This is a genomic window from Bacillus thuringiensis, from assembly GCF_001595725.1.
GTDB lineage: Bacteria > Bacillota > Bacilli > Bacillales > Bacillaceae_G > Bacillus_A > Bacillus_A thuringiensis_K.
In genome coordinates this window covers 1089837-1105602 of sequence record NZ_CP014282.1, presented here as the reverse complement: position 1 = coordinate 1105602, position 15766 = coordinate 1089837, and the positions used below count along the sequence as shown (strand labels likewise).

The following is a 15766-nucleotide window of genomic DNA, read 5'->3' as shown; positions in this document are numbered from 1 at the left end:
CCTCTATTCTTCAATTTTTACAATATGATTGCCATCAAAGAAGTATAAGCATTTCTCTTTCACAGGATGTTGTAAGCTTTTCTCCAGTGCTTTTGCATATAACGAAAGCTGTACTTTATATCGATCTTCTAAAATTGGTTTTGCTTGTTCAAATCCGCCTGGGAATTTTCCTTCAATCGTATCTGTTTTGAAGTCGATTAACGTAATGCCGTCTTCCTCTTCAATCATGCAGTCGATAACCCCTTGGACAAGAATCGTTTCTTCACTCTTCCCTTGCCAATCTTGATATGCTTCTTCTGCTGCAAGCATCATCGTAAATGGTACTTCACGCTCAACACTTTTCGCCGCTAATACCCTTTTACCTAAGTCACTGTCGAAGAATGAAATTACTTTTTCAATGGCTATTTCTTCCGCCTGCTCGAATGTTAATAATTCCTTATTTACCATTCCAGCAATTTGCTCTTGAAGAACTTCAACCGTAATCGGCTTCTTCAAATCAACATGCTGCATAACGGCATGGACTGCTGTTCCGCGCTCTGCGTACGTTAACCCTTTTTTCTCCATAAAGCGCGGGCGTGTTTTAATTGGTGCACGTAGTTTTTTAATAAAGGCGTTATCGCTACCTTCTTCAGATTGATAATTTCTCTTTATTTCTGTAACAGATTGCTTCGCGCGATGAGATGTCGCATCCTCATATCCGTACTTCCACATTAATCTGTCGTACACTTCTTCTTTCCGTTCACTTTGCAGGGGAACAGCCTTTTTCTCACGAAGCGCTTCTAACAATTCTTGTTTCTCTTCTTGAACTGGCTCTGGTGCAAGTAGCGTATTACCGTCCACAACTTCTACTTTCCAGCTAGTGTCATACCCGTAAATTTCATCTGGAATACTTCCTTGTCCTAATTCAAGAAGTATTTCACTATCACGGTGTCTATATAATGAAGGTGCAATCCAGTCTAAATAACAAGACGCTCCGGCACGTATATGATCTGGTAATAACCATTCACTATGCTCCCTCGCATCAAGCCATTTTTCCATTTCCTTATTTGCATCCTTAACTGTTCCAATTAAAATTAACTTCTCTTTCGCACGCGTCAATGCTACGTATAGTACGCGCATTTCTTCCGCAATTAATTCCATTTTCATTTTACGCTTAATCGCAAGCTGTGATAATGTTGTATATTTAATTCGTTTGCGCGGATCGATAAATTGCGAACCGAAACCGAAATCTTTATGCAATAAGAAACGTTTCATTAAGTCTTGTGTATTAAAACGACGACCGAGTCCAGCTACAAATACAACTGGGAACTCTAGCCCTTTACTTTTATGAATCGTCATAATGCGAACAACGTCTTCTTGTTCACCGAGGGCCCTCGCCGTCCCCATATCATCACCGCGTTCTAAAATACGTTCAATAAAACGTAAGAAGCGGAATAATCCTCTAAATGATGTTGCTTCATATTGTCTTGCGCGGTCATATAGTACGCGTAAGTTTGCCTGCCTTTGCTTTCCAGCTGGTAAACCGCCAACGAAGTCGTAATAACCTGTCTCACCGTACACTTTCCAAATTAAATCAGAAAGTGATTGTTGACGTGCAAATTCACGCCATCCTTGTAGTAAGTTATAAAACCACTCTAATTTATCATGAAGTTCTTGCTCCTCTTCAAGCGGTGCCCCTTTTAAGAATGAGCTCATTACTTCATAAAACGAGCCTTTCTTTCCATGAGCACGAAGCATTGCAAGTTCTTCATCGTTTAATCCAACGATCGGGGAACGAAGTACAGCTGCAAGCGGGATATCTTGCATCGGATTATCAATAACGCGGAATACGTTCATCATAATATTTACTTCCGTCGCTTCAAAGTAACCAGTCGCGAGGTCAGCATATACTGGAATTCCTTGTAATTTTAACTCTTCCATAATTTGCGGGGCCCACGGCATGGAGCGAAGTAAAATAACGAAGTCGCGGTATTGTACAGGGCGCATACTATCCGTTTTACGATCATATACTTCATAACCTGAATCGACCATCGCTTTAATGCGCTGCGCCATAAGGCGAGCTTCAAGCTGTGCCTTTTCTACTTCCGAACCTTCTTCACCGTCTATTACTTCTTCTTCTGTTTGCTGAATGCATAGTAGTTCAGCCGCTACATCTTCACCTTCTGGATAGGTAGCACCTAGCTTTAGTTCAGCGTCAACATCGTAGTCAATTTCCCCAACTTCTTCGCCCATAATTTGTTTGAAAATAAAATTCGTACCTGCTAGTACTTCATGACGACTACGGAAGTTTTTCGCTAAGTCAATCTTCATTCCGCCACCCAATCCTTCTTGTGTGAAGCGTTTATATTTTCCTAGGAATAGTCCTGGTTCGGCTAGTCGGAAACGATAAATCGACTGCTTTACGTCACCAACCATGAACAAGTTCCCTGCACTCTCAGAATCTTTCGTTACGAATTTAATAATGGATTCCTGTACAAAATTCGTATCTTGATATTCATCGACTAATACTTCAGCAAATTTATTACGATATTGGAGCGCCACTGCTGACGGATTCATTTCACCATTTTCACTTGGTTCACTTAAAATTTGTAAACAGAAATGCTCTAAATCTGTGAAATCGACCATTCCTTTATCTCGCTTCATCGCTTGGAAACGCTCTGTAAATACTTTTACAAGTTGAACGAGCTTTTCTAATACTGGGTGCATATCTTGAAAATCTCGTAAGAAACTTTCAGGTTTGCGGCTAAATAGCTCTTCTTGTAATTTCTTCACTTCATCTTTCGCTTTATTACGAAGAGAGTCTACTTGTTTTACAATATCCTCGTTATAATCACTTTTCTTAATGCGCTTTAACGTTTGCCACGATACGTTTTGCATCGCTTCATACAAACTTGTCCACGATTCACGAGCAGCTGATGATAGCGTTCCAAGTAAAGCTGCATCTGCTTGCAACGTTTCAACGCGAGGCGCTGGACCGTCAGGAAGCATTGCGAGCTCCGTCGCTTTACGAATATGCTGTTCCGCTGTTTCAAGCTGGAATTTCACATCTTCTAATAAGTAAGAAGCGTACACTAAATCTTCAATTGTCTTTCCTTCTACGTCATATGCTTCTACTAATTTATCGAGCCATTTTTCCGGATTTGGATGCGCTTTTGACTCTGTATGAAGCGCTAAAATCATACGTTGTAAGTCATCATCACTACGGTCACTCGTATAACGATCAACAAGTTCAAAGAAGATTGTATTATCTTCGATTCCGTACTCTTCTTCTAATATGTCATCTAGCACTTCTTCTTTTAACAATTCATTTTCTGTTTGATTCGCAATACGGAAACGAGGATCCACATCAAGCATGTAATAGTATCCTCTAATTACTTGTAAACAAAAGGAATGAATCGTCGAAATAGAAGCTTTATTTAATAAGCTCAGCTGCTTTCTAATGTGCTGAGAGCCTGGCTCATCAATTAATACTTTTTCTAACGCTTCCCCAATTCTGTTTTTCATCTCTTGCGCCGCTGCATTCGTAAATGTTACAACGAGCAGGCGGTCGACATCGACTGGATTCTCTTCATTAATAATCTTTTTAATAATACGTTCAACTAATACTGCTGTTTTACCTGATCCAGCTGCAGCCGCAACTAAAATATCACGTCCGTTCGCTACAACAGCTTTCCACTGGTCATCTGTCCATTGACTACCTTCTGGTTTTTTAGGCCAATTTTCTATCATTCTCCGCCAACCTCCTCTCTTATTTTCTCCATCGCTTCGCTATCTTTCATATCTTTTAACGATCGGAACTGATTATCTTCAAGTGACTCATCAAATTGACAAACAGATTTGAAGTTACAGAACGTACATGCTGCTTTATTTCCCATTTTATAAGGAGCAATATCGATAACACCTTCTGTAATATCTTTTCCGATATTTTCAAACGTATGGTGTACATATTTTTGCAGTACGTTAAACTCTTGCTCACTTGCAATACTTGAACGCGCACTAAAGCTACCGTCTTTTTTCAGGCCAGCAGAAATAATATCTGAACTTCCTGTTGAAAGTTTGTTATCCATTAAACGAACAACGTCAGCATCTCCTAATACGAGTCCTTTCATTTTAAATTTCTTTAAAATTTCTTTTTCAATTTCAGCTTCAGATGCGTCACCTTTCATCTCAACGATTGGGTTATGAATATGAAAATACAATACACCAGCTGGTGATGCTGTGTGACCTTTTTTCATCCAGGTCTGTGCATTCGAAGTAACAACATCTAAATACGTTAACATTTGAAGTGCTAATCCGTAATACACTTCCGTTAAATCTAACGCTTTTGAACTTGATTTATAATCAATAATACGTAAGAACGTCCCGTTTTCATCTTCTGCCTTATCAACACGGTCAATACGGCCGACTACTTCCATCTTCACACCATTTGGTAGTGAGAATTCCATCGGCGGAAGTGATCCTGTACCGCCCATACCGAACGGCACTTCTAAATCAACTGGTACGAATCCGCTCGACTTCGCATGTTCACGAAGAATGATTGACGTACGGAAAATGATTTGTTGTAGTTTTTGTTTTAAATAGAAATGACGGTTTGAACTTAATAAAATTTGTCGTTGTAATAACGGTGCGATTTCTTCTATTACTAAAACAGAAAGATGCTCACACTCTTTTATGGATAAATCCGCCCAAGTACGGTTTTCACGCAATAACTTGTCCGCAATTTTCTTTAATGCCGCATGGAATAATTCGCCGATATCTGGCGCATCAAGCTTGAAAATATCACGCTCTCTAAGCGATAAACCGTGCTGCGCAAAATGAGCGTATGCACAACGGTTAAATAGTTCCATACGAGAGACGCTTCCTTTAATTATATCTCCATATAAATCTCTACTTACTGCTGTACTTAGTTTCTTCGCACGATTTCGATAGAATAAACTTGATAAGACGCGGCTACTTTTTTGTTTCCATTCATCTGAAGTTACGTAGAAGTTGTATACGTCCCACCAAAAGTCTAAATTCCCTTCAAATCCGTATCGCTTCCACGTTTGTAGTTGCTGCATAACGTAAGATAACGTTACTTCTGGCGTTGCTACGTATGAAATTTGTTCTGAACGTGATAAATCATTTACGTCATTCGTAATAAATGAATCTTTCACATTAGGGAACATTCTTTTTATTTTCTTAATAAAGCTAGACGCAAGTAACGTCTTTCCTTCTTCATCTGCAAGCGGGCATGAAATGTATAACTTCTCAGATGCTCTCGTTACCATTTGATACATAACGAACTGTTCTTCTAACAAAGTTTGTCTCGTCGTTGGCGCTAATTCAATTCCTGCCGCACCAAGAACTTCTCTTTCCTCATCAGAAAGCATACCTTCATCCATAGGTGCTGCTGGAATAACCCCCTCATTTACACCTATAATAAACGTTGCTTTCACGTCAGATAACCTGGAGTGATCAATATTAGCAATTAATACTTGGTCTAATGAAGGCGGAATATTAGCAAATTGAAGTGCCTCAAGACCTGTCGACATAACGTCCGTAAACATAGAAAGAGACATTTTCTCATCACCAAGCATCTCTACAAACGTATCAAGAAGGCTCATTACCTCTTCCCATACTTGTTCATGATCTGTCGCAAATAAGAAATCTCCACTTTCTTCTGCACGTATACGTAATTCTTCTAGTTTCTTTGGAACATCCAGCTCTTCTAAAAATAAGTAAACTGCATCACACATTTGCATAACTGTTCCTGCACGCTTTAACCTTTTTTGCATGCGAATAACAGGTGTTCTTACAACGTCACGTAGCCTATTTATTTTCTCTTCCATTTCACGTTCACTGTCTGTGATCATCCCGTTCGTATCATCAAGAGAACGATAACGGCGATACATCCATGGATCCTCTGAAGTCCATCTCTTTCCTTGTACACCGTACGCTAAACAGTAATTTTCAAATTCATCCATTTCTTCACGCATCGTTTCTTTTCTTACGTCTAATGGATATAAAAGCTCTGTTTTCACGCAGCGGAACACCGCATCATAACGCCAATTCCCACTAATAATCTCGAGTGCAGAACGAATACATTCTACTAATGGATGGTGTGACATCGGGCGCTTTTCATCGATGAAGTGCGGGATATTGTAATCTGTAAATAACGTTCGCATCACATCGTAATAACTTTCCCCATTACGAAGAAGTACTGCAATATCTCGGTAACGATATTTTTCATCCGCAACAAGTTTACGAATTTCACGAGCAACACCTTCTACCTCCGCTCGTAAATTCGCAGCTGTACTAATCGTTACACTCGCTTCATCGTTAAATTTTTCATTCGGACGCGCTTCATAATGAGCTTCTAAATGCGCTAATGCTGGAGAATGAAAACGCGGCTGTTCCATAAGTGGAATTGTTTTTTCAATTTCTATTTTTTCTTCACGCGCTACTTGTTTTATTTTTTCATACGTTACCGTCGTTTCATAAAATAAATCGAGTTCATTTACTGGCTGCGCTAACGTTTTTTCATCTATCGTTAACGTGATCGTAACTCTCGCTCCGCAAATCATAAGCTGTCTTACAATCTCTAACTCTTGCGGGGAGAATGAATGAAATCCATCTATATAAATTTCCGCACCATTTACATATTCAGACTGCGGAAGCTTTTCCACTAGCAATTGCAAGTAGTCTTCTGAATCTAAATATTTTCCGATTAAAGCACGTTCAAAATCATCATATAGTAGTTGTAAATCATACACTTTATTCGCTAATAGCTTTTGCTCGGCACTGCTACTATGCGCATCTAATTGTTGCCACATTTCATATACGTTAGATGGCGTTACATTGTAACGTTTAAACTCTGCAATCATACTGCCCAGATGTTCAAAGAAACCGTTTTGCTCCGCTGCTTTTTGGAACACCGATAACCCATCTTTACGAGACTCTACAATTTTACGAAGTAACATATGTACACCCGCTTCATCAATATGAAGACGACTCGCTCCGCCAACTTCTTGTAGTACCTTCCACGCTAATCGTGAAAAACTAAAAACTTGTGCCCGAATAGAACCTCTTACATCCTCACTTCCAATTAACGCCTGCTGCGTCTGAAATGTCATCTGTTCTGGCACAAGATATAATATTGTTTCCCCTCTCGGGCGCTGTTTTAACTCTTCTTGCACTTCGTGTAAACAAAGTGTACTTTTTCCACTTCCCGCTCTACCAATCACAAATCGAAGTGACATGTAACCCCACCTTTCACTTACATAACGAACGTTAGTTTGCTACTATAATTGTATTATAGGACATGAAAAAAGACAAACGGAGTAGTTTGCCTTTTTTTATACTTCTATCTATTATATCAACCTTTTGAAAAATTCGTTTGCACCTCTTGAATTGGCCAATATCGTAAATCAACTTTACCGACAACTGTATCAGCTTTTACAAATCCAAAGTGTCTACTATCCCAGCTCCCGAGGCGGTTATCACCTACTACAAAAATACATCCAGGTGGCACCGTTTTTTCCTTAGTTAACTCTTCTAGCGTAAAGTCACCTGTTAGTTGTCGTCCATTTATCTCCTTCTTATATTTCTCTAAATAAGGTTCATCCACGAATTGTCCGTTTATATATAATTTATCATGCTTATATTCAATATGATCTCCAGGTAAACCGATAATCCGCTTTACATAGTCCTCTTTTTTATTCGCATGAAACACCACAACGTCAAATCTGTTCAAGTCCCCAACTTGATAACTTACCTTATTTACAACTAGCATATTGCCATCTTGCAATGTGGGCATCATTGACTTCCCCTCTACAACGTACGTCGAAAAGAAAAACGTTCGAAAAAATACAGCTAATAATACACCAATTAAAATTGTTCGTATCCACTCTATGCCTTCTTTTTTCAAAGTTTTCTTCATCTGCTTCTCCCCTTATCCTTTAATACTGAAGCTTTCCTTTATAAAGAAGACTATTCTTAATGCAGTTCTAACTTTACTTCGATTTTCTTACCGACATACCATAAAATAAAAATACCAATCGCTACAATGACTGATTTCACTGGATTATGAATAAATGACATTAAATCATGACCGATATACGTTAAAATAAAAATCATCACAAGTTTTCCGAATGCTAACGCTAGCCCAAACTGTTTTACACTAATTCGGGATAAACCAGCGACAACATTTATTAATGCTGACGGTGTAAACGGAAAACAAAATATAACAAAAATCGGTGCAAATCCTTTTCTTTCAATCCATCCCATTGCTTTTCGTACTCTCTCATGCTTATTTACAAACGAAAAGAAACGACTGCGACCAAAATGGCGGATGATGAAAAAGACAAGTAATGCACCCATTACTGATCCAAGCCATGAATAAAGAAAACCGAGCCAAAAGCCAAATGCAACAGCATTTGCCAGTACAAATACAATAAGCGGTAATGCTGGAATCAACGCCTCTATCATCGGTAAACCAATACCAAGAAGTGGTCCGAACGCTTTATAACTCTCAACAATATGATCCATATTTTCTGGTGAAAAATACTCTTTGATTGTCTGAAAATCCATTCTACACTTTACCCCTTTACTCTAAATACTATCCCTACTGTATCATTGCTTATATGAAAGAGGAAATGGTAGATACGACATATGGAGATGTATTTATTAAAGTTTCCATATCTTTCATAAGAATTCCTTCATTATTTAGCTATGATAATCTATCAATATTCGACAGGACGTGTCGTTCGTTTTGTTATTTAGATTGTTTTTCGATTTTTTATCGGCAAATGAAATTACACTGGTGATTTTCTAGATATATTAATTACAACTCGGTTTCTCTAATATATCGCCTTATCTACAAAGACTGATAAAGTGAAACTTTAATCAGTGGGGATTTTGTTGATCCCCCGCTTAACTTCTTTGCTTTCGCTGAATTTTGAGGTGGGGGTCTTACTGCCCACAAATAGCGGGATAAACAAAAAAAGAATGGGGATTCCCCCCATCCTTTCACACTTCGCCTTCCTTCACAAAATACACACTCTCATAAGCGGGTCTTAATGTTGATTCCTCTTTTTTATCAACCTCTTTAAAACAAGGGCTCCCTTGTTTTTTCCTACGATCTTCATATTCAGTACGTAATTTCGCTGTACGATTTTGTTGATTTTCAAAACTAGTTTTTGATATTTCTAATTTCACAGCAAAACCATTTATAAATCTAATAATAAGATTTCCATCTTTTAATTCTTTGTTACTTTCAATATAAAAATGAGACAACCAAGCGCACTCTTTTCTAGAGTAAGAATAGGTAGGGAAAAAATAAAGTTGATCTGCTGGACTAATCGCAATCGGTGCTTTATGTGTAATATGAGTTAACTCTTTCGTTCCTTCTTTTCTGCCTAAGAAACTAGAGCCATGCTTGCGGCAACTTCTTTCTATAATATCTAGAGGTTTTTGAAATACGAAAAAAGAATCATTCATTTCAACGACTCGCGTAACAATTTTCTTTTCACTTAGAATAACAGGAAGTAAGGCCATCGTATTTTTCGTTACAACATAATTTTCGACATAGCGTTCCACTTTACTTTCCATACTCCATTATCTCCTTTTTTCCATTTATATTAGCAGCTGCATATATAATTTTAGCATCTATGAAAAGGAAATAGCTTACAAGCTCCGCTTTTTTACAGTTTTTTATCATTTATCAAACATTTGTTAAATAATAAAATCACAATATAGTGATTTTTTAATTTTAAAGTTATAAAAACAACATTTATACTACCTATAAATATTTATTATCCCTTCCTATTTTCACATCATTAAAACAATTAACTTTGCTATAATTAAAATGTAAATCCAATATATAGAGGGCCACTATGGAAGAAAAAGAAATCCAACCATCGATTCAAATGAAAAATAGTAGCATCATTATCGTGAAAAACTCAGCTAGTATTATATTCGGTTTATTTTTCATTCTGCTATTCTTTGCCAAACCGTTTCGTAAATCAAAATGTACAGAATGTAAAAAACGTGAGAAGAAAAAATCAGGGCAAGAACAATAAAAGGCCTTCCTTTATGGAATGCCTTTTTACATTTGTAGTATCATTTTATTTATTCTTCTTAACCCTTAAAAAAAAACAACTATATTTTCTTCCAAGGTTCTCTACATCTTTTTTGATTTGTAATATGCTCCTTATATAAAACATGAGAAAGAGTATTTGTACTTGTTACCCGCTTTTAATTTTTGTTAAAAAATTAAAATTTGTACATCTTTATCCATCACTAACAATTCGTTAATTAGTTAACTTTGTAATATAAGTTTTGTATATAATTTCATTCAAAAACACAATATATAAGTAGCTAGTTATAATTACATTACTTTTTATCGAATTCCCAAAAGGAGCTGTATACTTATGGATAAAGAAGATCTATTAAGCCTGCAGGTTAATAGCATCCCCTCAGATGCTCTGAATACCCCTAGTAAGGAACAAGAACAACTGTTAGAAACATCATCTCAAAACGTACAAAATTCCAACAACAATGCTAACAAAAAAGATGTTACTCAAGGTCTATCTAGAAAAGATTTCCCCATTTCAACAGAGAAAACAAATTTATAGTTATTTACTATCATACGCAGCAAATGCTCTTGCTGAACTAACTCTTCTACAGAAACTAATACGCATTCCCGATAATTTTTTACCAGTTTTAACATAAAAAAAGAGAGTTACATATAAAAACAGGCTCTGGAAAAATTTTCTCCACAACCTAAAAAAAGGATGGCATTAGCCATCCTTTTTTCCATCATCAACTATAAAATTATAGTTTGATTACGTTTTTAGCTTGAGGTCCACGGTTACCGTCTTCGATTTCGAAGCTAACTTTTTGACCTTCTTCTAGAGATTTGAAACCGTCAGTTTCGATTGCAGAGAAATGTACGAATACGTCGTTTCCACCTGGAACTTCGATGAAACCGAAGCCTTTTTCGTTGTTAAACCATTTTACTTGTCCTGTTACTGCCATAATTATTTCCTCCTAAGAAAATACAAATTTAAAATTTTTTAGTCTTCCTGTCTAAAAAAAGAATCCACACATTATCAAATACGAAACATAAACTAGTTCTCACATACTTTTTCTCGTTCGTTTTCAGCACTTGATAACATATGGATTGCTTAATTTAACTATTCAACTGACATTATCATAGCACATTAAAATAAAATGTACAATCTTTTTCGAAAATAGAATTTCTAATTTTTAGTATTTCTTATAAAATATAATTATCTCTATTCTAAATAAGGAGGAGTTTATGACCAATAAAATTCCTAAAAAAACATTAAAAAGAATTGAAGAGGATATTGAAAATAATAATCTTGGAAAAGCAAGAGATAGATTGCATGGCCTCATCTTTACATACCCAAATGAATTACATCTTCGAAAACAACTCGGAGATATTTATTATAAATTACAATATCCGGAAATGGCTGGACGTTACTGGTATCTAGAAGAGCATAAAACAGATATTATGCATGAATCATGTTTATTATTTGAAAAATCAATGGGAAATAGTCCTCATCATATTGCACGTGCTTTAAAGTTTAAAGGCGATTCTATCCATATAAAGGGTTTGGATAAAGATAAGCCCTTATCTTCAGTGCAGAAAGAAGTAGTAGAGAATTTAGTTTATGAGTATAAAGAAACATGGCAAGATAAGCTAGTTCCTTTTGGCTGTCTAGCATTGCTTGCTTCCCTTCTCTTTTCTGCCATTGTTGGTCTATTCACTATTTGGAATTGGATTTTTTAATCACAGGGGGGAATTTTCACATGTCAAACTACGCTAAAGAAGAAAGACTAACAGGGGGAAACGTCTCAAACGTATATCGTTCTGAAAATACTGTTCGGCGAGAGTTAAAGCTAGGCAGTGAAAAGATTCATAAGCTATTGCAACACTTAGAAAACAAAGGATTTCATTATGCTCCAAAGTTTTTAGGTGTAGATGAAAAAGATAGAGAGATTTTATCCTTTATTGAAGGAGAAGCTGGCAATTATCCTTTAAAAGAATATATGCGATCTAATGATGTATTAAAAGAAATCGCAAAGATGCTCCGCCTTTACCATGATGCCGTAAGTGATTTTCCGTTATTAGATGATTGGAAACCGATGGATCACACTCCAAATAACATTGAGGTTTTATGTCACAATGATTTTTCCATATATAACATTATTTTTAATAATGAGAAGCCAGTAGGGATTATTGATTTCGATGTTGCTGCTCCTGGTCCAAGACTATGGGATATCGCTTATACACTCTATACTTGTGTGCCTTTAAGTAGAGTGTATTATACAGAATCTGGTGAAGCCGTTCATTATGACTCATCGCAACATGCAGATCGTATTAAAGAGAGAGTGAATTTGTTCGTTCAGTCCTATGATAAAAATATGGATGAAGATTACTTAGGAATGGTGTTGCTTCGATTAGAAGGGTTATGTACATATATGAAACGAAAAGCGCAAGAAGGCGACTTGAATTTCCAAAGAATGATTGATGAAGGACATCTAGAGCATTATGAGAAAGATATGAAGTTTATTCGTGATCATAGGGCTGAGTGGAGTTGATTTAGTAATAAAGAAAAGTTAGTATCGTTTTTTGCCGACAACTCAATCTCTCTTTTCGAATCGTTTAGAAAATAACAAGGGGCACCTTTCAAAAAGGTGCCCCTTCCTTTTATTTCGTAAACTGTGCTTCTTCCGTAGATCCTTTTAACGCTGTCGTTGATGAAGTTCCGCCTGTAATCACTTGTGCCACTTCATCAAAGTAACCTGTTCCTACTTCGCGTTGATGACGTGTTGCAGAGTAGCCATGTTTTTCAGCTGCGAATTCTGCTTGTTGTAGTTCAGAGTATGCTGCCATGCCGCGCTCTTTATAGCCACGTGCTAGTTCAAACATACCGTAATTTAATGAATGGAATCCAGCAAGTGTTACGAATTGGAACTTGTAACCGTAAGATGCGATTTCCTTTTGGAAGCTTGCAATTGTTTTTTCATCTAGTTTTTGTTTCCAGTTGAATGAAGGTGAGCAGTTATATGCAAGTAGCTTCCCTGGATGCTCCTTATGAATTGCGTCCGCAAATCGTTTTGCATCTTCTAAATTTGGTTCTGACGTTTCACACCAAACGAGGTCTGCGTACGGTGCATACGCTAAACCGCGCGCAATTGCTTGATCAAGACCTGCATTCGTACGGTAAAACCCTTCTGGTGTTCTTTCTCCTGTAATAAATGCTTTATCAACAGGATCAATATCGCTCGTAATTAAATCAGCTGCATCCGCATCTGTTCTTGCAACGATAATTGTCGGCACTCCCATTACATCTGCTGCAAGGCGTGCAGAAATTAAATTGCGTACTGCTGTTTGCGTTGGTAGTAGTACTTTTCCGCCTAAATGGCCACATTTTTTCTCTGAAGATAATTGATCTTCAAAATGCACACCTGATGCACCTGCTTCAATCATACCTTTCATCAGTTCGAATACATTTAATTGCCCACCAAATCCAGCTTCTGCATCTGCTACAATCGGTACGAAATAGTCTGTATCATCGCTTCCTTCCATATGCTGAATTTGATCCGCACGTTGAAGCGTTTGATTAATTCGTTTTACTACAGCAGGTACGCTGTTCGCTGGATATAAACTTTGGTCTGGATACATATGCCCAGAAAGGTTTGCATCAGCTGCTACTTGCCAACCACTTAAGTAAATCGCTTTTAACCCAGCTTTTACTTGTTGCATCGCTTGGTTTCCTGTTAATGCGCCAAGTGCGTTAATATAGTCTTCTGTATGAAGCGATGTCCAAAGCTTCTCAGCACCACGACGCGCTAACGTATGTTCAATATCAATTGACCCGCGCAGGCGAATTACATCTTCTGCCGAATATGGACGTGTGATCCCTTTCCAACGCTCATCTAATTCCCAGCTTTCTTGTAACTTCTCGATTCTTTCGTTTTTCATTTGTTCCATCCCCTTTTCATTTTTTATAAAATTTCATAACCCGGTAATGTTAAAAATGGTACGAATTCATCATTTCGAACGAGATTTGTAAACAACGTTGTCGCCTCTTGGAATCTCCCTTTCTTAAAGGCTTCCTTACCAATCTCTCTTTCTATTTTTGCTAATTCTTCTTCTTTTAATTCTTCCATTAATTCAAGCGTAATATTACGACCATCATTTAGTTTTCCACCTTCATGACGAATCCATTGCCATACTTGTGCTCTTGAAATTTCAGCTGTTGCCGCATCTTCCATTAAGTTATAAATGGGTGCTGCTCCCCGTCCGCTTAACCAAGATGCAATATATTGAATACCTACGCTAATATTCATGCGAAGGCCCTCTTCTGTAATCGTTCCCACCGGTACCTCTAGTAAATCGTTTTCTGTTACACATATTTCTTCACGTTTTCTAAAAATTTGATTTGGTGTTTTCATAATGTGATTAAACACTTCCATTGCAACCGGTACAAGTCCAGGGTGGGCAACCCAAGTCCCGTCATGACCGTCTAAAGCTTCGCGTTCCTTATCAGCACGCACTTTTTCAAAAGCTGCTTCATTTGCTTCTGGATTATTTTTAATCGGAATTTGTGCCGCCATTCCTCCAATTGCTGGTGCATTACGGCGGTGACATGTTTGAATTACTTTCAAAGAATACGAACGCATAAATGGCGCCGTCATCGTGACTTGTGCTCTATCTGGTAGTAAGAATTTATTATGATTACGGAAACTCTTTAAAAAGCTAAAAATATAATCCCATCTTCCGCAGTTTAAGCCAGCAGAATGATCTTTTAGCTCATACAAAATTTCATCCATTTCAAACGAAGCATGAATCGTTTCCAGTAACACAGTTGCTTTAATCGTTCCATTTGGAATGCCGATATATTTTTGAGCAAATACGAATACATCATTCCATAATCTCGCTTCTAAATAACTTTCCATTTTCGGTAAGTAAAAGTATGGGCCGCTCCCTTTCGCTAAAAGAGCTTTCGCATTATGGAAAAAGTACAAGCCGAAATCTACTAAACTACCCGACATATTTTTCCCATCAACTTGCATATGCTTTTCCTCTAAATGCCATCCTCTTGGACGTACAATGAGTACAGCTGTTTTCTCATTTAATCTATATTCTTTCCCTTTATCATTTTCATGTGAAATCGTTCCCTTTACTGCATCTCGTAAATTGATTTGACCTTCAACTGCGTTTTCCCAAGTTGGTGCATTCGAATCTTCAAAATCCGCCATAAAAAGATGCGCTCCTGAATTTAAAGCGTTAATGACCATCTTTCTATCTACCGGTCCAGTAATCTCTACGCGACGATCCTCTAAGTCTTTTGGCAGCTTGGCAATTGTCCAATCCGCTTCACGTATGTGTTTTGTTTCTTCTAGAAACTTCGGAAACTCCCCTGCATCAATTCTCTTTTGTTTTTCTACACGTTTTTGTAAAAGTTCTATGCGGCGCTCATTAAAATTCTCATGTAGTTCCTTCAAAAAACTAAGCACCTCAGGTGTCAATATTTCGTTGTACGCTGGTAACATTTCTCCAACGAGTGTAACCCGTGAAGTTTGCGTCGACATATTAGCATCCCCTTCTTAAACTGTTTTATAACAGATTTGATTTCATGTTTTATATTATATAACAAATCTTCAGAAAAGGAAGTTTTTTTTGAAAATTCATTTCACTTTTTTTCAAAACGTCATTCTTTCGCGCTTTATTTTATAAAAAAAAGGCCGC

12 protein-coding genes are annotated in these 15766 nt (G+C 37.3%); 4 read left to right on the top strand and 8 right to left on the bottom strand.

Annotated elements, in window-relative coordinates; genetic code table 11:
* Positions 1–3 precede the first annotated feature (3 nt).
* The 5 genes from addA to AXW78_RS05520 all read right to left on the bottom strand — a co-directional run bounded on the left by addA (position 4) and on the right by AXW78_RS05520 (position 9591).
* Positions 4–3729 (bottom strand): helicase-exonuclease AddAB subunit AddA, encoded by a 3726-nt coding sequence (addA, locus tag AXW78_RS05540; RefSeq protein WP_061883887.1) that lies wholly within the window; start codon positions 3727–3729, stop codon positions 4–6.
* Positions 3726–7241, bottom strand: a complete 3516-nt coding sequence (gene addB, locus AXW78_RS05535) for a helicase-exonuclease AddAB subunit AddB (RefSeq protein WP_061883886.1) — start codon at positions 7239–7241, stop codon at positions 3726–3728. The genes addA and addB overlap by 4 nt, the downstream gene beginning before the upstream one ends.
* A gap of 116 nt (positions 7242–7357) precedes the next feature.
* Positions 7358–7921 carry a signal peptidase I gene (gene lepB / locus AXW78_RS05530; protein WP_000751899.1) on the bottom strand — a complete coding sequence of 188 codons (564 nt, stop codon included), beginning with the start codon at positions 7919–7921 and terminating at the stop codon, positions 7358–7360.
* 56 nt (positions 7922–7977) lie between these two features.
* On the bottom strand, positions 7978–8571 hold the full coding sequence (locus tag AXW78_RS05525) for a TVP38/TMEM64 family protein (protein WP_000347517.1): 594 nt from the start codon (positions 8569–8571) through the stop codon (positions 7978–7980).
* A gap of 438 nt (positions 8572–9009) precedes the next feature.
* On the bottom strand, positions 9010–9591 hold the full coding sequence (locus AXW78_RS05520) for a competence protein ComK (RefSeq protein ID WP_000444444.1): 582 nt from the start codon (positions 9589–9591) through the stop codon (positions 9010–9012).
* A 284-nt stretch (positions 9592–9875) separates the two neighbouring features.
* Here AXW78_RS05520 and AXW78_RS05515 point away from each other — a divergent pair, with 284 nt between their 5' ends.
* On the top strand, positions 9876–10061 hold the full coding sequence (locus AXW78_RS05515) for a hypothetical protein (RefSeq protein ID WP_000391367.1): 186 nt from the start codon (positions 9876–9878) through the stop codon (positions 10059–10061).
* A gap of 351 nt (positions 10062–10412) precedes the next feature.
* Complete coding sequence (locus AXW78_RS05510) at positions 10413–10616, top strand: hypothetical protein (protein WP_061883885.1); 204 nt, start codon at positions 10413–10415, stop codon at positions 10614–10616.
* A 199-nt stretch (positions 10617–10815) separates the two neighbouring features.
* Here the strand turns inward: AXW78_RS05510 and cspA are convergent, their stop codons facing one another.
* On the bottom strand, positions 10816–11019 hold the full coding sequence (cspA, locus tag AXW78_RS05505; protein WP_000301523.1) for an RNA chaperone/antiterminator CspA: 204 nt from the start codon (positions 11017–11019) through the stop codon (positions 10816–10818).
* A gap of 283 nt (positions 11020–11302) precedes the next feature.
* Between cspA and AXW78_RS05500 the strand changes: the two genes are divergently transcribed.
* A complete protein-coding gene (locus AXW78_RS05500) occupies positions 11303–11797 on the top strand; it encodes a DUF6584 family protein (RefSeq protein ID WP_000182384.1) in 495 nt (164 codons plus the stop codon).
* Positions 11798–11817: 20 nt separating this feature from the next.
* Complete coding sequence (locus AXW78_RS05495) at positions 11818–12609, top strand: phosphotransferase (protein ID WP_061883884.1); 792 nt, start codon at positions 11818–11820, stop codon at positions 12607–12609.
* Positions 12610–12718: 109 nt separating this feature from the next.
* On the opposite strand, the gene aceA is transcribed toward AXW78_RS05495, so the two are convergent.
* Positions 12719–13996, bottom strand: a complete 1278-nt coding sequence (gene aceA, locus AXW78_RS05490; RefSeq protein WP_000787346.1) for an isocitrate lyase — start codon at positions 13994–13996, stop codon at positions 12719–12721.
* A 23-nt stretch (positions 13997–14019) separates the two neighbouring features.
* Positions 14020–15609, bottom strand: coding sequence for a malate synthase A (gene aceB, locus AXW78_RS05485; RefSeq protein ID WP_000107337.1), 1590 nt, complete (start codon positions 15607–15609; stop codon positions 14020–14022).
* Positions 15610–15766: the final 157 nt, after the last annotated feature.